The 19,184-nt window shown below is 32.8% G+C and carries 17 protein-coding genes and 1 pseudogene; 11 read left to right on the top strand and 7 right to left on the bottom strand.

Annotated features, from left to right (window positions below; genetic code table 11):
- Positions 1–163 precede the first annotated feature (163 nt).
- Positions 164–1,225, bottom strand: coding sequence for an acyl-CoA reductase (locus IF125_RS13095; protein WP_225542795.1), 1,062 nt, complete (start codon positions 1,223–1,225; stop codon positions 164–166).
- A gap of 62 nt (positions 1,226–1,287) precedes the next feature.
- Here IF125_RS13095 and IF125_RS13090 point away from each other — a divergent pair, with 62 nt between their 5' ends.
- The gene (locus IF125_RS13090) at positions 1,288–1,638 is read left to right on the top strand and encodes a 4Fe-4S dicluster domain-containing protein (RefSeq protein ID WP_171623537.1); all 351 of its coding nucleotides are present in this window, start codon (positions 1,288–1,290) and stop codon (positions 1,636–1,638) included.
- A 179-nt stretch (positions 1,639–1,817) separates the two neighbouring features.
- Here IF125_RS13090 and gldG read toward each other — a convergent pair whose 3' ends face one another.
- From gldG to IF125_RS13070, 4 genes are read right to left on the bottom strand one after another with little or no spacing between them, the layout of a single operon-like run.
- Positions 1,818–3,485, bottom strand: coding sequence for a gliding motility-associated ABC transporter substrate-binding protein GldG (gldG, locus tag IF125_RS13085; RefSeq protein WP_225542794.1), 1,668 nt, complete (start codon positions 3,483–3,485; stop codon positions 1,818–1,820).
- Positions 3,486–3,489: 4 nt separating this feature from the next.
- The gene (locus IF125_RS13080; protein WP_225542793.1) at positions 3,490–4,218 is read right to left on the bottom strand and encodes an ABC transporter permease subunit; all 729 of its coding nucleotides are present in this window, start codon (positions 4,216–4,218) and stop codon (positions 3,490–3,492) included.
- A 1-nt stretch (position 4,219) separates the two neighbouring features.
- Complete coding sequence (locus IF125_RS13075) at positions 4,220–4,768, bottom strand: CopD family protein (RefSeq protein WP_225542792.1); 549 nt, start codon at positions 4,766–4,768, stop codon at positions 4,220–4,222.
- 32 nt (positions 4,769–4,800) lie between these two features.
- Entirely contained in the window at positions 4,801–5,643 is an 843-nt protein-coding gene (locus tag IF125_RS13070; RefSeq protein WP_171623541.1) for an SAM hydrolase/SAM-dependent halogenase family protein, read from the bottom strand.
- Between the two features lie 76 nt (positions 5,644–5,719).
- Here IF125_RS13070 and IF125_RS13065 point away from each other — a divergent pair, with 76 nt between their 5' ends.
- A complete protein-coding gene (locus IF125_RS13065) occupies positions 5,720–6,694 on the top strand; it encodes a PhoH family protein (RefSeq protein ID WP_171623542.1) in 975 nt (324 codons plus the stop codon).
- 71 nt (positions 6,695–6,765) lie between these two features.
- Here the strand turns inward: IF125_RS13065 and IF125_RS13060 are convergent, their stop codons facing one another.
- Positions 6,766–8,292, bottom strand: a complete 1,527-nt coding sequence (locus tag IF125_RS13060; protein WP_171623543.1) for a YifB family Mg chelatase-like AAA ATPase — start codon at positions 8,290–8,292, stop codon at positions 6,766–6,768.
- Positions 8,293–8,400: 108 nt separating this feature from the next.
- Between IF125_RS13060 and IF125_RS13055 the strand changes: the two genes are divergently transcribed.
- The 7 genes from IF125_RS13055 (at position 8,401) to IF125_RS13025 (ending at position 17,416) form a co-directional block, all read left to right on the top strand.
- The gene (locus IF125_RS13055) at positions 8,401–8,874 is read left to right on the top strand and encodes a cytidine deaminase (RefSeq protein WP_171623544.1); all 474 of its coding nucleotides are present in this window, start codon (positions 8,401–8,403) and stop codon (positions 8,872–8,874) included.
- 56 nt (positions 8,875–8,930) lie between these two features.
- Positions 8,931–9,935 carry a pyruvate dehydrogenase (acetyl-transferring) E1 component subunit alpha gene (gene pdhA, locus IF125_RS13050; protein ID WP_171623545.1) on the top strand — a complete coding sequence of 335 codons (1,005 nt, stop codon included), beginning with the start codon at positions 8,931–8,933 and terminating at the stop codon, positions 9,933–9,935.
- Positions 9,936–9,940: 5 nt separating this feature from the next.
- Positions 9,941–11,548 carry a pyruvate dehydrogenase complex dihydrolipoamide acetyltransferase gene (locus IF125_RS13045; protein ID WP_225542791.1) on the top strand — a complete coding sequence of 536 codons (1,608 nt, stop codon included), beginning with the start codon at positions 9,941–9,943 and terminating at the stop codon, positions 11,546–11,548.
- Between the two features lie 98 nt (positions 11,549–11,646).
- A complete protein-coding gene (locus tag IF125_RS13040; RefSeq protein WP_171623547.1) occupies positions 11,647–12,588 on the top strand; it encodes a YihY/virulence factor BrkB family protein in 942 nt (313 codons plus the stop codon).
- 673 nt (positions 12,589–13,261) lie between these two features.
- Positions 13,262–14,065, top strand: a complete 804-nt coding sequence (locus tag IF125_RS13035) for a helix-turn-helix domain-containing protein (protein ID WP_225542790.1) — start codon at positions 13,262–13,264, stop codon at positions 14,063–14,065.
- Positions 14,066–14,139: 74 nt separating this feature from the next.
- A complete protein-coding gene (locus tag IF125_RS13030) occupies positions 14,140–16,461 on the top strand; it encodes a TonB-dependent receptor domain-containing protein (protein WP_225542789.1) in 2,322 nt (773 codons plus the stop codon).
- Positions 16,462–16,702: 241 nt separating this feature from the next.
- Positions 16,703–17,416 carry a hypothetical protein gene (locus IF125_RS13025; RefSeq protein ID WP_225542788.1) on the top strand — a complete coding sequence of 238 codons (714 nt, stop codon included), beginning with the start codon at positions 16,703–16,705 and terminating at the stop codon, positions 17,414–17,416.
- A gap of 157 nt (positions 17,417–17,573) precedes the next feature.
- Here IF125_RS13025 and IF125_RS14390 read toward each other — a convergent pair.
- A pseudogene (locus IF125_RS14390) lies at positions 17,574–17,894 on the bottom strand (transposase); the annotation flags it as partial.
- Positions 17,895–18,298: 404 nt separating this feature from the next.
- On the opposite strand from IF125_RS14390, the gene IF125_RS13015 reads away from it, so the two are divergent.
- The gene (locus tag IF125_RS13015; protein WP_225542786.1) at positions 18,299–18,580 is read left to right on the top strand and encodes a type II toxin-antitoxin system RelE/ParE family toxin; all 282 of its coding nucleotides are present in this window, start codon (positions 18,299–18,301) and stop codon (positions 18,578–18,580) included.
- Between the two features lie 12 nt (positions 18,581–18,592).
- Positions 18,593–18,904, top strand: a complete 312-nt coding sequence (locus tag IF125_RS13010; RefSeq protein WP_225542785.1) for a HigA family addiction module antitoxin — start codon at positions 18,593–18,595, stop codon at positions 18,902–18,904.
- Positions 18,905–19,184: the final 280 nt, after the last annotated feature.

Genomic DNA, 19,184 nt, shown 5'->3' with positions numbered 1-19,184 from the left:
TCCAACTCAAAGATAATTTGAGATCCGAAATTTACGCGCTGTTTTTACGCTTTCTTTTAACGTTTAGGACGCTAATGTTTTTGCATCTAACATCTAACATCTAACATCTAACATCTAACATCTAACATCTAACATCTAACATCTAACATCTAACATCTAACATTTATAACTCCGCCAAAAACTTTAGTGTATCTATATTATCAGCGTAATCGGTTAATTTCGGGAATTGTGTTTGTCCAAAATCAACATAATTCGGATTGTCTTTCATATCATTTCCAACCACACATTGTATTTGATCTTCATTTTCTCTCAAAAAGTTTTTAACTTCATTTATGTCTTGATAAACTTCAAAATTTATCACAGCAATCGCAGAATGCAAAGAAGTATCTTTTTTCATCATAACAAAATTATTGTCCAAGAATTCATCTTTTCCTAATAAATAAATAGCACGATTATAATCGTAATTATTCGCATACTTCGGATGATTGATGATGTCGCCCCAATGTAAAATAGCTTCATAAACTCTATGCAATTGTGTTTCATCTTTTACATAAAGTTTGGTTACATTTCTGCATCCTAAACCAAAATAGATGAACAAATCGTTTCCTAATTCTTTTAATTCTTCTTCCGTTTCTGTACCATTCAAAACCGCAACAGAAGTTCTGTTTTTGCGAATAATGTTCGGTACTTTTCCAAAATATTGCTCAAAATAACGTGCTGTATTGTTACTACCTGTCGCAATAACTGCATCGAAATCGACTAAACGTTCAATTGGTTGAATAATTGATTTGAAATTTTCGTTTAACGAATGAAGAAATTTAATCACAAATTTCATTAATTTATCATCTTTCGAAGATGTTTTAATCAAGGCATTATTTCCAGATACAACAACAGAAAGCAAATCATGAAAACCGACCAAAGGTAAATTTCCTGCCATGATAATTCCAACATTTTTTGGCTTATCCGTAAAGGGATAATTTTTTGTCCAAGCCAATAAATGATCAGTCGTCAAAGCTTCAGCCCAACTTTTCAAGGCTAACATAATATTTTCTTTTGTAAACCAATTGTTGTAGGCTTCTGCATCGCTAATTGTATAGTCTATTTCTTCTTTCCATTTCCCGAATTTTTCTGTTAGTTCGTTGTCTTTAATCGAATCATTATTTATAATAAAATTAAAAAACTGTCCTAATTCGCTAAATGCTGAAATCCTTTGTTCAAATGTCATTTTTTCTGAAAATTAAATGTAATTTTGTATTTGCAAATGTAGGAAATAAAAAAACAGATACAATGGCTATAATTATTACAGATGAGTGTATAAATTGTGGAGCTTGCGAACCAGAATGTCCAAATAATGCAATTTATGAAGCTGCGGTAGATTGGAAATATTCTGACGGAACTTCTCTAACAGGAACTATTGTAAACGTAGACGGTGTTACTTTTGATGCTGATGCGGTACAAGATCCTGTTAGTGATGAGGTTTATTACATCGTTCCCGATAAATGTACTGAATGTAAAGGTTTCCACGAAGAACCACAATGTGCAGCGGTTTGTCCTGTGGATTGTTGTGTGCCTGATGATAACCACGTAGAAAGCGAAGAACGTCTTTTGAGTAAAAAAGCGTTTATGCACTTAGAGTAAAATCGTCACAACTTTACATATAAAAACCTCAAGTTATAAGCTTGAGGTTTTTTTGTTTATATTTTTTTGGGCAATCCCTTCGGGTCGGGCTTTACGTTGCAATCTTTTTTTAAAGAAAAAGGATTTCCACTACAATCCCTATTGCGAATATTGCTAAACGTATACTACCTACAATATCATTATGAATATCTTCTTTTTCTAATAAAGTAACCAATTCCACCTAAAAGCGCAATAATAAAAGTCGGAACAATTAAATTAATCATTTGCCAAGTCGATTTCTCTTGTAAAACAGTTGTTTCACTCAACAACGGAATTTCTAATTTACGATTTCGTAAAGCCAAGAAATCAGCATCGCCTAAAAGGTAATCCATCGCATTCATCACAAAAGTTTGGTTGGCGTATGTTTTTGGCTTTCCATCTGGATTGTCTGGACGAACCGAAAATTTATTTTCTCCCAATTGCATTGGAATGCCTCTCCATAAAGCATTTTTTAAGACATCTCCATCCGAAATAACAATCATTTTTCCATCTGTTGCTTTTGGTTTAAAATTCGGGAATTCTTTGCGTTCGTATCGTGATGCATAAGCCGAATTAAAGTTTCCTTCTACTAAAACAGCCATCGGAATTTTACCCATTTTAAATTCTTCGGGATTTTCGATGTCTACTTCATTTAGTTCAATGTAATTTAATGCAGGTTTCAAACTCGATTGTTCAGAAGTACTTAATAATACAGTCTGTTTAATATTCGGATTTTTTAACAATTCGATTGGATTCGCAAATTGAAATAAAACAGGATCAATTGAACTTGTAATGGGATTTTCTTCACCTTTTATTCCCAATTCGAAATAAGGCCAATTGTAATAATTGTAACTTGTGTTTCCTGCTGTTTCACCATCTGCCAAAACAATTTGCGCACCATTCATGTCTTTGATTACCGCAGGATGAATACGTACACCATAATTAAACAAGAAATCATTCAATTTCAAATCTCTTGGAAAGGCAACGATTTTTCCACTTCGAAAAATAGAATCCATTTCGGCATCAACTGTTTCAACAGCCATCATCATTTTTCCTCCATTCATGATATATTGATCCAAAACCAATTTATCCATATCAGAAAAAGGTAATGTTGGTTTAGCAACAATCAAGGCATCAAAACGTTTCAAGCTATCCAAGTCAGATGGTTGAAATGAGAACGTTTTATTTACAATCGGATTTAGGTAGACTTCTACGTCGTATTTCTCCGATAAAGCAGTTCCTAAACCCTGAATATGAACTTCTGGTAATTCGTCGTGATGAACGATAAAACCAACTCGTTTGCGTTCGAAATTTGTTGCTTTCTGAATTTTTTCAGCAAATAAATATTCTAATTTTTCTGTTGAAGCTAAGGCTAATTGCTCAAATGGAGTAGAAGGATCGTTGACCAAAACCTCCATATAAGTAGAATGATCATCGTATGTTAATTTGGCATAAGGATAAACATTCAATACACCTTTGTCCGTTTTAATCGGAACAGGCGTTAATCTATTTTGTTCCAATTCCGTTTGACCTAAATCGATAGGATCAACAAAAGAATAGGTAATATTGCTATTTTTTTCGCGAAGTTCGTCTAACAAAAATTGAATTTCGTTCTTCAAAATTCTGTAATCGCCTGTTAAATCTCCACCCAAAAGGATTTCAATTTTAAGCGGTTGTTTTACATTTTCTACTAATTTTTCGGTTGTAGAAGTTAAGGTAAAACGTTTGTCTTTCGTCATATCAATTCGTGTATAAACAAATTGAGCGATGACAAAAAGTGTGATTAATGCAACGAAAGTAATTAGATGTTGTTTGTTTAATTTTTTCATGGCACTATTTTTTATGTTCAAGATTAAGAATTGAAATTTGATTTAGGATTCCAATTAAAATCAAAAAGTAAAGTAAATCTCGGGTGTCAATAATTCCTTTCAAGAATTGGTTGTAATGTGTAAAACTTCCAATTTTTTGAACATAAAAATCCATCGATCCAAGTAAATTATATGACGCTAAACTTTCGAATCCATAGAAAATGATGAAACAAAAGAAAACGGCTAAAACATACGCCATTACTTGATTTTTTGTGATTGATGAGGTGAATAAACCTATCGCAGCAAATAAACTTCCTATCAAGAAAAGCCCCAAATAACCAGCGTAAATAGTTCCGTAATCTAATTCTTGTTCAGGCATCAAAAACTCTTGTAACGTAATGGTGAACAAAAAAGTTGATAGTAAACAGAAAATAACAATTGAAACAACTGCTAAATATTTGCCCCAAATAATTTGATTGTTTTTTATAGGTAGCGTGAATAACCACAATAAAGTGCCGTTTGCGTGCTCTTCTGCAATTAGTTTCATCGTTAAGGCTGGAATCATAAATAAGAAAATCCAAGGCGCTATAAAAAAGAAACTACTTAATGAGGCATTTCCTGTATTAAAAACATTGAATTCGTTATCGAAAAACCAAAGAAATAATACCGAAACGATTACGAAAGTAGCGGTAGCTAAATAAGCAGTGAAGCCTAAATAAAAATTGGAAAATTCTTTTTTGAAGATTGTCCACATATTACTTTTTATTATTACGATTAATTAAACGCACAATAAGCATAAGTATTACACCAGAACCAAAGAAACTGATTATAGACCAATACCAATATTCTCCAAACATGGTTTTTTGAATAACGGCAAATACGATAGAAAACAGTAAAATTGTTGCGACTTCATTCATCATTCGTAATTGAACAGAAGTGTATTTGAAAATGTTGTTCTGAATTTGTTTCAATGTTCGCCAACACCAAAAATGGTAAATTAATAAAACACTCACCATTCCCAATTTACTTTTCATCCATGGCAAGTGTAGTAAGCCTTGATTCTTGTAAAGCATATTTAGTCCCATTGTCACCAAAATTATCAAAGCTGGAACTGTAATTACATTCCATAGTTTTTTTTCCATGAATGTATATTGATCCTGCAAAATAGATTTTTTCGGTTCTTCCATTTGTTGTGTTTCGGTATGATAAATCATCAAACGAACAACATAAAACAAACCAGCAAAGTAACTTACCACGAAGATAACGTGTATTGCTTTGTAAATAAAATAATTATAGGGTTCCATTTAATTTTCTAACTCTCTTTAATTTCTCTGCGTTAATTTTCAAATTCAATTGTAATTGTATCATTTTTCTTTAATCCCATTAATTGATTTGCTCCTCCCGAAATAGTTGGGTTACTTTTGTAAAGCGTAACTTCTAAGAAACCAGCCGAATTGAACAAACACAATGTACGACCAAAAGCTTGTACCTCTTTGTTGAAATCTTGTACCACTTCATGGTAATGCTCGTAAATGACCGTAATATCTGTCATCGAAAAGTCTTTTTGACGTAATAAGATTTTGAATTTTCTATCTTGCGCCATTTCATCAAAAAACTCTTTCGAAATATTTGTCACAAGATTCCCAAAATGATCAATATAAATCACATTACCAATGATAAATTTATCATCGCGGTAAATAGGATTTAATTCGTTCAGTTGTTTCATTTCTGTTCGTTTATTCCCTAACAAAGCAGGAACACCACCGCGAGCCAAATGACAAGCAACAGGGACAAAACAGTTTTTCATTGGGAACAAACTATCAATTCCTTCAGGATAAGCTGTGATTTCGTAAATTTCTTCAGGTTGATTTTTTTGACAAATCAATGATAAAATTCCGTTATCTGCACAGATAAAATAATGATGATTTATCAAGGCGCAAATTGGTTTCTGAAAAGGTGTGCTTAATGCATTAATTCCAACAATATGAATGGTTCCTTCTGGGAATTCTTCGTAGGAATTACGAATGATGTAAGCTGCTTCAGCTAAATCGTATGGATTAACATGGTGTGAAATGTCTACAATTGTAACATCGGCCAATTCTTTTAGAATTGCGCCTTTAACGCTAGAAACAAAGTAGTCTTTGACTCCAAAATCCGATGTTAATGTAATAATTGCCACTATTCTGTAATAATTAGCAAATATATTGTTTATTATTCTTTATTTTTGTGTAAATGAACCAAAAAAACAATCTCATTTGACAGAAATTAACATAGAATTAGCGGAAATTAATGCGCAAGATTTTTATGGTGCTAATAATGAACATCTAAAAAGAATCAAAGAATATTATCCAAAACTGAAAATTGTTGCTCGCGGAAGAGAATTAACAGTCTTTGGAAATGAGGATGTTCTGAAAATTTTTGACCAAAAAATGCAACGAGTTATTCAGCATATTCACAAATATAATCGACTATCTGATCGTGAACTTGAAATTATCATGACCGAAGATAATAATGAAATGCTTCAAATGAAAAAAGAAGATGAAATCATTGTTCACGGTGTAAATGGTAAAATGATTAAACCTCAAACGCCTAATCAACACAAATTAGTGCAAACGGTTTATAATAAAGATATGGTATTTGCGATAGGTCCTGCCGGAACTGGAAAAACCTATACAGCAGTTGCCTTAGCTGTACAAGCGTTGAAGAATAAAGAAGTGAGACGAATTATCATGACACGTCCTGCAGTGGAAGCTGGCGAAAATTTAGGTTTTTTACCAGGCGACATGAAAGATAAGTTAGATCCATATTTACAACCATTGTATGATGCGTTAAAAGATATGATTCCGTTTGAGAAACTTTCTACTTACACCGAAAAAGGAGTGATAGAAGTTGCACCTTTGGCATTTATGCGTGGACGAACATTAGATGATGCTTTTGTAATTTTAGATGAAGCTCAGAATACAACTTATGCGCAGATGAAGATGTTTTTGACGCGTATGGGGAAAAATTCTAAGTTCATAATCACTGGAGATCCTGGTCAAGTTGATTTACCTCCAAAACAAAAATCTGGTTTACGTGAAGCGATTAATATATTGAAAGACGTAAAAGATATCGGTTTTATTTATTTAGATGATAAAGATGTTGTTCGACATAAAATTGTTCGTGAAGTCTTGAAAGCTTATAAAATAAGCGAAGACAAAGAACGCGAGAAAATAGATATCAAAAAGTAAATCAAAAAGCCAATTGTTTGCAAACGCAATTGGCTTTTTAATTTAATACATTCGTTTTTACTTACCGCTTCTTACATCCACTGATTTCGATCCAAACTTCGATATTGAATAGCTTCGCTGATATGTTTAGAAAGAATAGTTTCAGAATCGTCCAAATCTGCAATTGTTCGCCCAACTCTAATAATTCGATCATAGGCACGAGCAGAAAGATTTAATTTTTCCATCACTACTTTGATTAAATTTTTGGAATGTTCGTCCAACTCACAAAAAGCATCTAATTCTTTTGGTCCCATTTGCGAATTGTAATGAGTTTTTGAATTTATAAATCGTTTGGTCTGAATTTTTCGTGCATTAATCACACGATTTCGAATTGTAGCACTCTTTTCTCCACGTCGTTCTTGTGATAAATCATCAAATGGAACAGGATTAACTTCGATATGTAAATCGATTCGATCCAATAAAGGGCCAGAAATTTTGTTCATATAACGTTGCATTTCTGTTAGTGTTGAGGTATTATTCGGATCATCCATGAAATAACCACTTGGGCTCGGATTCATCGAAGCGATTAACATAAAACTTGCAGGATAATTCACGGTGAATTTTGCTCTCGAAATAGTTACTTCTCGATCTTCTAAGGGCTGTCGCATAACCTCTAAAACTGTACGTTTAAACTCAGGTAATTCATCCAAAAATAAAACCCCGTTATGTGCCAAAGAAATTTCTCCGGGTTGAGGATAAGATCCTCCTCCAACCAAAGCTACGTCAGATATAGAATGGTGTGGAGATGAGAATGGGCGACTTACAATCAACGATTTGTTGGATAATTTTCCAGCTACGCTATGAATTTTGGTCGTTTCCAATGCTTCATTTATAGTCATCGGTGGAAGAATCGAAGCAATACGTTTTGCTAACATTGTTTTTCCACTTCCAGGAGGTCCAATCAAAATAATATTATGACCACCAGCTGCGGCAATTTCCATGGCGCGTTTTACATTTTCTTGTCCTTTTACATCTGCAAAATCAAACGGATAATTTTCAATTTCATGAAAAAAAGCTGCGTTCAAATCAACTTGATGAGGTTGCAATTCGATCTCGTGATTGAAAAAGTGAACAACTTCCTGTATATTTTCAATGGCATAAACATGAATGCCTTCTACGACAGCTGCTTCATCGGCGTTTTGTTTGGGTAAAATAATTCCGTCAAAACCTTCCTCTTTTGCTTGTATTGCAATCGGTAAAGCACCTTTTATAGGACGCAACGAACCGTCAAGAGAAAGTTCTCCCATCATAATGTAGTTTCCAACTTCTTCAGATTTTATTTGTTCCGATGCAGCTAAAATTCCAATTGCAATAGGTAAATCATAAGCAGAACCTTCTTTCTGTAAATCGGCAGGAGCCATGTTAATGGTGATTTTTTTTCCAGGTAACTTTAAGTTACAATTTTTTAATGCTGCATTAATTCTAAAATTACTTTCTTTGATTGCACTATCGGGTAGACCGACCAGATGATAACCAACACCTTGATCGATATTTACTTCGACAATAATGGTTTGAGCGGAAACACCGAAAATAGCACTTGCAAAAATTTTTACCAACATATCTTATTTTTTTATAAATTTACTTCCTTTTTCTAATTAATAAAATAGATAAAAGGACTTAAGTATTTAATAATTAATTAAATGAAAACACTTTAGTGTTTAATCTATATGAAAAAAGAAAAATATTCTTTTGAATTTGATCGATTCGAAAATAAAAATGAGCTTGAGGCTGAACAAAAAAAAGTAGTTGATCAAGCTTTAGAAATCTCTCATCAAGCCTATGCACCTTACTCTAATTTTAAAGTTGGTGCCGCGGTTCAATTAGAAAATGGAGAAATTTTTTCGAGTTCAAACCAAGAAAATGCTTCTTACCCTGTTGGTGCTTGTGCTGAAAGAGGTTTGTTGGCTTATGTAAATGCAAACTTCCCTAATATTAAAATAGAAAAATTAGCCGTTTCTACACCAAATGTCAACTATCCATTACCGCCCTGTGGAATGTGTCGTCAGTATATTTTAGAAATCGAAAAGAAACAAGCGCAACCAATCGAATTAATCTTATCCGGAAACGAAGGTGAAGTTTTAGTGGTTAATTCTGCTAAAGATTTGCTCCCATTGCATTTTACAGATGAATTTTTAGGGTAGCAATTTTGCACACTAAATAGATTAGTTTAAATTTGTTCCAACGGAATTGTGCAATTATGGAAAAATTAACGCAAGAAACGTACCTACAATGGTATCGTGATATGACTTTTTGGCGTCGCTTCGAAGATAAGTGTCGTTCATTATATTTAAAACAAAAAATTAGAGGTTTCTTACATTTATACAATGGACAAGAAGCTTTACCAGCTGGTTTTATTCATGCAATGAAGCCTGGTGTAGATCATGTGATTACAGCGTATCGTTGCCACGTTTGGCCAATGGCTTTGGGAGTAGATCCTAAGCGTATCTTAGCCGAGTTATGTGGAAAAGAAACAGGAACATCTCATGGTTTAGGAGGTTCTATGCACGTTTTCAGTAAAGAACATAATTTTTATGGTGGACACGGAATCGTAGGTGGACAGATTCCATTAGGAGCAGGTATTGCTTTTGGTGATAAATTCTTCAACCGCGATGGTGTAACAATTTGTTTGATGGGAGATGGTGCAACTCGTCAAGGAACATTACATGAAACATTTAACATGGCGATGAACTGGAAATTACCAGTAGTTTTTGTGTGTGAAAACAATCAATACGCGATGGGCACTTCTGTTTCTCGTACAGCTAACCACGAAGATATTTGGAAATTAGGTTTAGGTTATGAAATGCCTTGTATGCCTGTAGATGGTATGGATCCTGTAAAAGTTGCGGAAGCTGCTTACGAAGCGATTGAAAGAGCGCGTCGTGGTGATGGACCAACTTTCTTAGATGTTCGTACATATCGTTATAGAGGTCACTCAATGTCAGATGCAGAACCGTATCGTACAAAAGAGGAGGTGGAAGAATACAAACAAGAAGATCCAATCTTGAATGTAGAAAATCATATCTTAGTGAACAATTGGGCAACGAAAGAACAATTGGATGCAATTGTTGATGAAGTAAAAGTTTTAGTAGAAGAATGTGCAGAGTTTGCAGAAAAATCGGACTATCCTCAAGAAAACGTAATGTATGATTATATCTATTCTGAAGAAAATTATCCATTTTTAGATAAAATCGAAAACAACTAAAAACCATGGCAGAAATTATTACAATGCCTCGCTTAAGCGATACAATGGAGGAAGGAACTGTTGTAAAGTGGCACAAAAATGTAGGAGATAAAGTAGCTGAGGGAGACATCTTAGCAGAAATCGAAACAGATAAAGCAATCCAAGAATTCGAATCTGAATTTGATGGAGTACTATTATATCAAGGAATAGCAGAAGGTGTTTCAACAAAAGTTGATGAAATCTTGACTATTATTGGTCAAGAAGGAGAAGATATTTCAGGTTTAATTTCTGCTGGGAATTCTACAAATGAAAATAAAGTGGAAAAAGAAGAAATTAAAGAATCTCCCAGTTCTGAAAAATCAACCGTTCAACCTACTGCAGCAATTCCTGAAAATGTTGAAGTAATTACAATGCCTCGTTTATCGGATACGATGGAAGAGGGGACCGTAGTTGTTTGGCACAAAAATGTAGGAGATACAGTTGCTGAAGGAGATATTCTTGCAGAAATTGAGACTGATAAAGCAGTACAAGAATTCGAATCTGAATTTGACGGTGTTTTATTGTATCAAGGTGCGAAAGTAAACGAACCAGCTCCAGTGGATACGGTTTTAGCAATTATTGGTGAAGCAGGTACTGATGTTTCTGCTATTGTAGCAAATGGTGGTAAAAATGCAGCTCCTACTACTGAAATTGTAGAAGAAGATGAAAAACCAGTTGTTGTACAGTTGGATGTAAACAATAAAGTAGAAGAGACAACTTCTTCTGATAGAATTTTTGCATCTCCATTGGCAAAAACAATTGCAAAATATAAAGGAATTAATTTAGCTGAGGTAAAAGGTTCTGGAGATAATGGACGTATCGTGAAAAAGGATATCGAAAATTATCAACCATCCGCACAACCAAAAGCTGAACCAAAATTTGAAGTAGTCAAACCTGCTCAAGCTTTTGTTTCTGGCGAAGATAAAGTGATTCCAAATTCTCAAATGAGAAAAGTAATTGCAAAACGTTTAGCAGAATCTAAATTTACAGCTCCTCATTATTACTTAAATGTTGAGTTAGATATGGATAATGCAATTGCTGCGCGCAAACAATTAAACTCGGTGCCTGATACGAAAATTTCATTCAACGATATGATTGTGAAAGCATGCGCAATGGCTTTACGCAAACATCCAGCGGTTAATTCAACTTGGACAGATACAGAAATTATTCAGCATGGAGACATCAATATCGGTGTGGCAGTTGCGGTAGAAGATGGTTTATTAGTACCTGTTGTTAAAAATACAGATCAAAAATCATTTGCTCAAATTTCTGCTGAGGTCAAAGATTATGCAGGTCGTGCAAGAGATCGCAAATTAAAAGCAGATGAAATGGAAAAATCTACATTCTCTGTTTCAAACTTAGGTATGTTCGGAATCGAATCATTTACTTCGATTATCAATCAACCTAACTCTTGTATTTTATCTGTTGGTGCAATCATCGAAAAACCAGTTGTAAAAGACGGTCAAATAGTCGTTGGTAATACCATGAAATTATCTTTAGCTTGCGATCACCGAACAGTGGACGGAGCAACAGGAGCTCAATTCTTACAAACATTAAGAATGTATATCGAGAACCCTGTAACTATGTTAGTGTAATCATTATATTTATTATATGTATAAAAGACCATTCATCGAATGGTCTTTTTTTTGCAGTCACTTTTCTAATTTGTATCTTTATTTTTTTAAATCATTGGATGAAGCAACTCATATTTTACTTCAATATCATAAAGCAAACGATTATCGAATTTGGTGAAGATCGAATAATGAAACTTAGTGCATCACTTACTTATTATGCTTTATTTTCGCTTTCTCCTCTTATATTGATTGTCATTTCGAGTGCAAGTTTATTTTTTAAAAAAGATGCCATCGAAAACAGAATGTATTATGAATTAAAAAATATTGTTGGTCCAGATGTAGCCTTAGCTGTTCAAAACTTTGTGGCGAACTCTACTATTTCAGGCGATAGTTCACTGGCTTTATATATAGGTATCGGAATTTTAGTCTTTGGTTCTACCACTATGTTTACCGATATGCAAGATAGTCTCAATCTTATTTGGCGTGTCGAGGCGGTTCCTCGTCGAGCGTGGATCAAACTTGCAATCAATCGCGGACTATCTTTTCTAATCATTCTTTCTTTAGGTATCGTGTTAATTGGTACTGTTATTCTCAATAGTGTTTTGGTGTCGTTTGGTGAAGAAATCTTCAGTCTTTTCGAGCTCGATGCAATAATGACCAAGACAACCGTTATTCTTCTTAATAATACGTTGAGTATTTCGATTTCAATTTTGATTTTCTACATCCTTTTCAAAATTCTACCAGACGCACGTATCAAAGCAAAACCAGCTTTTGTTGGAGCAGTATTCACAGCTATTTTATTTTTTATCGCAAAATACCTAATCGGAATTTACATCGCCAATTCCAAATATTCTTCCATTTTTGGCTCAGCAGGTTCACTTGTTATTCTGTTATTGTGGATTTATTACGTGGCAACCATCCTATATTTTGGAGCGAAATTCACAAAAGTTTTCGCTGAAGCCAAAGGTTACCCAATCATTCCGAAGAAAAATGCTAAACTTAGAAAAGTATCGTTTATTGATCATCAACTCGATAAAAAAGATTATGAAAGTATAGATTAGTGACTAATTTATTTCGCTTTGCGAAACCTTTCCCGAGTCCATAACCCAAAAGTAGCCGCTGCCCATTTGCTTGATTCAGCAAATCGTCACCGCCTAATCATTCCATGCAGTGAAAATACAAACCTCGCGCGCAATGAGTTTCCTTTTTTCAAACTATAAACCGTCCAAAAAAAGTATTGTATACAATCTACTGCCTCTCTACTGACACTATGTTGCCTTTATCCTGCCTTTAAGTAGGGAGTAAGCTGCAAGTACGAATTGAGGATATAGCTGATTTTTCACGAAACTTAAATCAAAATTATGACCAAAAATATTAGATCTATTTTTAAGTATCGTAGGCTATTTTACTTTCATTTCAATAGTGACTGGAACTCAAGGTTGGAAAAATATGTTTGATAGTCTAAAAAATATAAATGAAAATTCACTCGATTTTTATATGTTTTTATGGCCAATTATAATTTCAGAATACTCTTATTTGTTAACGTAAAACTTTATTTGAATTTAAAATCACACAAAAAAAATCCATAAACAATTCTAAATATGCAATTAATTATTGTGTTTAATTTATTTATTTTCAACAAGTAATGTTTGTTTTAACTTTTCATTTGGTTTTTATAGAAAGTTGCGTATATTCGAGAGTTATCTGCAACCCAATTTGAACGACGTCGATGAAATGAAGTTAGACAATTATAAACCGAAAAATGATGTGTTGAAAAAATACATTGACAGTTATTATTTCATTTCGGAAAACAAAAAATCTAAACAGATTAAATACTATACATTTCCAAATAATTTCTGTATTCTTTCGGTAAACCAAAATGCTAAAGTAGAACTCAAAGAAAATTCATACTTCATTTCGAGTGCTAAAACAGATGATATTTTGGCTGACATTGTTATCAGATATTCCGAACCAATAGAAGTTGTTTATGAAAACGCAGTAGATGAAATCACTATAAAATTCAATCCGCTTGGAATAAATCATTTCATTGATAATTCTGAAATTTTCAAGCAATCGAAAATGGATAACTTTGTTCCTTTTTCTGACTACACTGAAACAATGAAAATGATTTTTAATGAAAGCGACCGTAACAAGCAAATTGAACTTCTTGAAAATTATTGGTTATCAAAATTTGTAACGAAAGATTTAACCTTAATGGAACAAATTTTAGCTGATATAGAAACTGAATTAACAATTGATGCGATTGCTAAAAAACATAGCATTTCCAGAAAACATATCAACGCTTTGTTTTTAAAACATATCGGAAAGCCACCTTCAGAATATCGTAAGATTTATCGGTTTAGAAATACGCTAATAGAAAATAAAAAAAGTAAAAACCTTACTACACTATCTCACGGAAGTCTTTTTTATGACCAATCGCATTTTATCAAAGATTTTAAGGCTTTGACAAAAATAAAACCAAGCTGGTTTTTCAAAAATATAGATACTGAACAAGACAACATTTGGCTCTTTATGTAAGTGGTTACATTTTTACAATTTTTAGAATAAAACGATAAATAGTTTTGTCCTTTAATTTTTAATCGAATTTTAGAATGAGGCTTTTACAACATCATACATTATTATCGTTTATTTTTCTAATTCCTTTGGTTGTTTCCGCACAACAACATACAATTACAGGGAAAATTGTTGATACAGAAAAATACCCCATTGATTTTAGCAATGTTGTACTGCTGAATAACGATAACTTCGAGTCTGGATATACAATAACAGATAGCTTGGGAATATTTCGTTTAAATGCTGATAAGGGAACATACCATTTACTCATAGAACAATTTGGAGAAGAATTGTATCGTAAAGAAATTCAACTAAATCAAGATTTAGATTTAGGAATCATTGAGGTAAATCCATCGGTAATGCTTGAAGGAATAGTAATTGAAGGAAGAAGAAAAACCATCGAGCAAAAGATAGACCGACTTGTATATAATATTGTAAATGACCCATTATCCAAAACACTTACTACGGAAGATTTAATAAAAAGAGTTCCTTTGTTACGAGTTCGAGATAATAATATCAGTATTGTTGGAAAAGGAGCTGTAAACGTATCTGTAAACGGTAAACTACAACAGATAAGTAGTAGTGAGTTGGTTTCGTTTCTCAATAATTTTGACCCATCAATGTTGAAAAGCATTGAAGTTATCACAACACCACCTGCTAATTTTAGTGCACAAGGCAATGCAGGTATAATCAATATTGTGACTACACAAAAGATGAATACAGAGGAAAATTGGAGTGCTTCGGTAAGAAGTGCATATATTCAACGCTCTTTGCCAGGAACAAATAACGGAATATCGTTCAATTACAATAAAAACAAATTTTCAGCAAGTGCAAATGTCAACTACACATTAACACAATTGAATGTTGATTTAGAAAGCAAAGGAAATGATATTGAAGAAATAACAGACCGAAAAGATAAAGGGAATCAATTTGGTGGTTATCTGAACCTTAATTACCGACCATCTGAAAAACACGATATTTCAACTTCGTTTAATGTTTTTAATTCAGTAAATGAAAACAATTATACCAATAAAAGATTTACAACTTCTACTTTCCTAACAGATGGAAAAAGAAGAAATGAGCATACAAGATATTCTGCTGACTTGAATTATATTTATAAAATAGATTCACTTGGTAAAACAATTACCGCATTTACCAGTTATAATGCAAATTTGCCGACCGAAAAATTTAATACAGTAACCACAGAACAAGGAACAACTATAACAGATTATCTCAATAATTTAGGAGAACAAAGTTATAAGGCATTTTCTGCACAAATTGATTTTCATTTTCCGTATAAAATTGGAGAATTGGATTATGGTGTGCAGTATTATACTTTGAAAAATGATGCCACAATAAACTACACATTGAATGGAAACGGCAATTCGGAAAGTTTTCTGTATGATGAAAAGAATTACGCTTTGTATGCAAGTTTCGCAACAAAAGATATTGGCAAATTTCGTTTTAAAGGCGGACTTCGTTACGAATACAACAACGTAAATTTAAAGAACCAAAATAATAACAACAATTTCCCTGAACGCAAGAAAGGAAATCTTTTCCCAAGTTTTTATGCTCTTTACAATATGGAAAACGGAGATAAATTGTCCGTTAATTATTCAAGAAGAATTAACCGTCCTGAATTCTCAACTGTTACACCATTTCGTTGGTACAATAATCCGTACAGCTATGAAACAGGAAACCCTTACATTTTACCCTATACAAGTGATAATATTCAGTTAAACTATTCCAAAGGAGATTTTATGATTTCTGCTTATGCACAATTTGTAAAAAACGGTTATGGAAGTGTAGATATTTTTGAAAACAACGAATGGATTTATACTTATGAAAACTACCTTGACCAAGACCGTTACGGGATAACTGCAAGTTACTTTCTCTATGAATTGAAATGGTTGGAAACCGATTTATTTACAACCTTTTACCAAAACAATCTAAAATCAAAAGTTGATTATATAGAGGATAAAACAGGATATGGCTTTTCATACCAAATCAACAACAACATATTTCTTGACCAAGACAAAAAGTATATTCTCTTGGTTAATTATTGGCAGGATTTACCATTTTGGGATAATAATATCTACAACCACTCTTTCGGAAGTCTTGACATTGGAGCTAACATAAGTTTGTTAGACAAAAAGCTAAATATTGGATTATTGGTTACAGATATAGCCAATCAATCTATAACGAGAACAAGAGCAGAATTTACTAACTATTCTGTTCACAGAAGAGAATATTTCGATGCTCGAAGCTATCGAATTTCACTGAGATACAATTTTGGTTCGTCTTCTGTAAAATCAGTAAAAAGTACAGATAAATTCAACGAAAGAGAAAGAATGAATTAGTAAATATGGGCAGCAGATAACATCGCATTGGCAAAATGGCGGGGTAACGGCTAAGTTGAAAGTTTATGCATATTTAGCCGCCGAATGTGTTTCACATTCAGCTTTTTTCTTTAATTTAGCTTCTTTGGAAACACATCGGCTACGTTCTCGCTAAATTGAACTTTTCGTCCAATTTATCCGCCACTTCGCCAATACGTTTCCCGTTAGCCGACATTTTAAAAACACAATTCCTAAAAATAATATGAACAAAAGTATCAATGACCAACTTAAAGATATGTATCTTAAATATTGGGGAAATTTAGAACTTAAATTAAATGATTTCATAAATTCAGATCAATATGAAATAAAACCAACAAATCCGCTTCTCTTATCTCATAAAAATCCTGAGGATTTTCAAAATTCTGATATTAAAGTAATGATACTTGGACAAGAAAATAATGATTGGGAAGGCGAATTTGGAGGTGATTATGAACATTTATTAAAAACTTGCTCTGATTTTTATCAAGGTGAATATTATCAACATCTTGGATATTTCAAAAATCATTATAATTTGATTGTTGATTTATTGAAAGATAAATTTGAAGATAAAAATATAGGTTTTTTTTGGAGTAATGTTGTGAAAATTGGAAAAGCCTATGAAAAAGGTCTTCCACCCAATTATGTTTTGGATGTATTGGAAACCGATTTCAATGTTTTACAAGAAGAGATAAACATTATAAAGCCAGATATTATCATTTTTATTTCTGGTCCGGATTATGATTATCACATAAATCAGCAAATTAAAGACTTAAGGATTGTAGAAGTTGAAAATTATGGAATACGTGAATTAGCTAAAATGGAAATTCCAAATGTTAAATTCGCGTATAGAACTTATCATCCTCAAAAAATGAATTTTTTAGGAAAAGAAAAATATACAGAAATTTATAATACAATTATAAATACGCTTAAAATATAAAGAAAAAAACACATCAGCTAACAAGGGTAACTGTTGCACAACTCCAATTTTTATAAAAATTTAAAATATTTGACCTCGTTTAAGCCATTTTAAGCGAGGTTTATTTTTAGAGAAATATGCTAAATTGTAATATTAGGTTTGCTTAAAAACGCACTTTTTAAGTCGTGAAGGAGTGCTTTTGTAAAAAGCTGTATTTCCCTTGTTTTAGGGGAACAACTTGGGCTAAAATGCTCGGGGTTTTGAAAATAAAGCGTAGATATTTCTTCAAGTTGTAAGATAAACTTGACATCAAAACGTGTTTATTGGCTTGTGTCATTCCTCTGCTGTTAATCTTTTTCATATTAAAAAAGTTAATCAACGTTCCTAAAACGGGTTCTACTGTAGCACTTCGACGCTTAACTAATCTGCGGTGATATGCTTTGTTTTGGGTGAGTTTTTCGTGCATTTTATAGTACAAAGGTTTGTGAATGCTTTCTTGACCTTGAGTGCCGTAATATTTTTGAGTGGATTTGTACAAAAAATGTAAATCTAATGCTTGATTTACACGGCGATAAAAGTTATCGGGTGGTACTAACCGCTCTAAGCTTAGTTCGTAAAATAATTGTGGGGTAAATTCTTTTCGTCCTTGCATACTACAAGATCCGAATTTTTTTTTATTTTTGAGTTGTGCAACAAGCACATCGGTTTTGCAATAGTGGGGCGAAACTGCAAAGTGCAACAGTTGTTCTTCGATTAAACTTTTGTACACAATTGAAGATTTGTGTTTCGATTGCCCCACTATCGCAAAGTCCCGGAACGTTAGGCGACATTTTATGAAAATTCTGCATTCAAATCAAAATTTGAAATATTTTACTTATCTTTGACGTTAGTAACGTTAAAAGTATGATTGTAAATTTTGGAAATAAGGAAACTGAGAAAATCTGGAACGGAATTGTTTCCAAAAAACTTCCAAGAGAAATTCAGGAGATTGCACGGCGAAAGTTGAGAATGATAAATAATTCGATTGATGTAACTGACTTAAGAATTCCACCTGCAAATCGACTTGAAAAATTAAAAGGAGATTTAAAAGAATTCTATAGTATAAGAATTAACAATCAATGGAGAATTGTTTTCAAATGGGAAAATGGCAATGCTTTTGAGGTTGAAATTATGGATTATCATTAAAATCAAAAAAAAATGGAAAAGTTAAGAAACATAACACCAGGAGAAATTTTATTAGAAGAATTTTTAATTCCTCTTGAAATTTCGCAATATAGATTATCAAAAGATTTAGAAATTCCGCAAACAAGAGTTTCGGAAATTATCAAGGGAAATAGAAGAATTTCCGCAGATACAGCAGTAAGACTTAGTGCTTATTTTGGAAATTCTGCAAAATTTTGGCTTGGACTTCAAGATGATTATGATATTGAAAATGAATTATCTGAAAAATCAAGTGAAGTAAAAAGAATTACTAGAATCAGAAAAGATAAAGAAAAAAACGTCGCCTAATATCGGTAACTGTTGCACAACTCCAATTTTTATTTCACTTAGACAAAAAAAGCAAAGAATTGAGCTACATTGGAAACGATGAATAAAAAACTGCTTATAACATCTAATCATTTCTTGCTGTAAAAACGATGTTTTCGGGTCAGAAATCTACTATCTAGTTTCTCAAATCTGAAAATCTCAAAAAATATTTCACGTCATAACAATCAGTTAGGGATAGAAAGTAAAATAAATGTAAAATGCGTTTGGAAGTTCGGAAAAATGGGTTGTATATTTGCAATCC

This window comes from Empedobacter stercoris, from assembly GCF_020281205.1.
GTDB classification, from domain to species: domain Bacteria; phylum Bacteroidota; class Bacteroidia; order Flavobacteriales; family Weeksellaceae; genus Empedobacter; species Empedobacter stercoris.
The sequence above is the reverse complement of the archived record's forward strand: the minus strand, read 5'-3'. Positions and strand labels throughout refer to the sequence as shown.

Coding starts and splice junctions, on each gene's coding strand:
- pdhA (WP_171623545.1), top strand. CDS start 8,931: ATGGAAAAATTAACGCAAGAAACGTACCTACAATGGTATCGTGATATG.
- IF125_RS13060 (WP_171623543.1), bottom strand. CDS start 8,292: ATGTTGGTAAAAATTTTTGCAAGTGCTATTTTCGGTGTTTCCGCTCAA.
- IF125_RS13015 (WP_225542786.1), top strand. CDS start 18,299: ATGATTGTAAATTTTGGAAATAAGGAAACTGAGAAAATCTGGAACGGA.
- IF125_RS13010 (WP_225542785.1), top strand. CDS start 18,593: ATGGAAAAGTTAAGAAACATAACACCAGGAGAAATTTTATTAGAAGAA.
- IF125_RS13045 (WP_225542791.1), top strand. CDS start 9,941: ATGGCAGAAATTATTACAATGCCTCGCTTAAGCGATACAATGGAGGAA.
- IF125_RS13025 (WP_225542788.1), top strand. CDS start 16,703: ATGAACAAAAGTATCAATGACCAACTTAAAGATATGTATCTTAAATAT.
- IF125_RS13035 (WP_225542790.1), top strand. CDS start 13,262: ATGAAGTTAGACAATTATAAACCGAAAAATGATGTGTTGAAAAAATAC.
- IF125_RS13055 (WP_171623544.1), top strand. CDS start 8,401: ATGAAAAAAGAAAAATATTCTTTTGAATTTGATCGATTCGAAAATAAA.
- IF125_RS13095 (WP_225542795.1), bottom strand. CDS start 1,225: ATGACATTTGAACAAAGGATTTCAGCATTTAGCGAATTAGGACAGTTT.
- IF125_RS13080 (WP_225542793.1), bottom strand. CDS start 4,218: ATGTGGACAATCTTCAAAAAAGAATTTTCCAATTTTTATTTAGGCTTC.
- gldG (WP_225542794.1), bottom strand. CDS start 3,485: ATGAAAAAATTAAACAAACAACATCTAATTACTTTCGTTGCATTAATC.
- IF125_RS13040 (WP_171623547.1), top strand. CDS start 11,647: ATGAAGCAACTCATATTTTACTTCAATATCATAAAGCAAACGATTATC.
- IF125_RS13075 (WP_225542792.1), bottom strand. CDS start 4,768: ATGGAACCCTATAATTATTTTATTTACAAAGCAATACACGTTATCTTC.
- IF125_RS13030 (WP_225542789.1), top strand. CDS start 14,140: ATGAGGCTTTTACAACATCATACATTATTATCGTTTATTTTTCTAATT.
- IF125_RS13090 (WP_171623537.1), top strand. CDS start 1,288: ATGGCTATAATTATTACAGATGAGTGTATAAATTGTGGAGCTTGCGAA.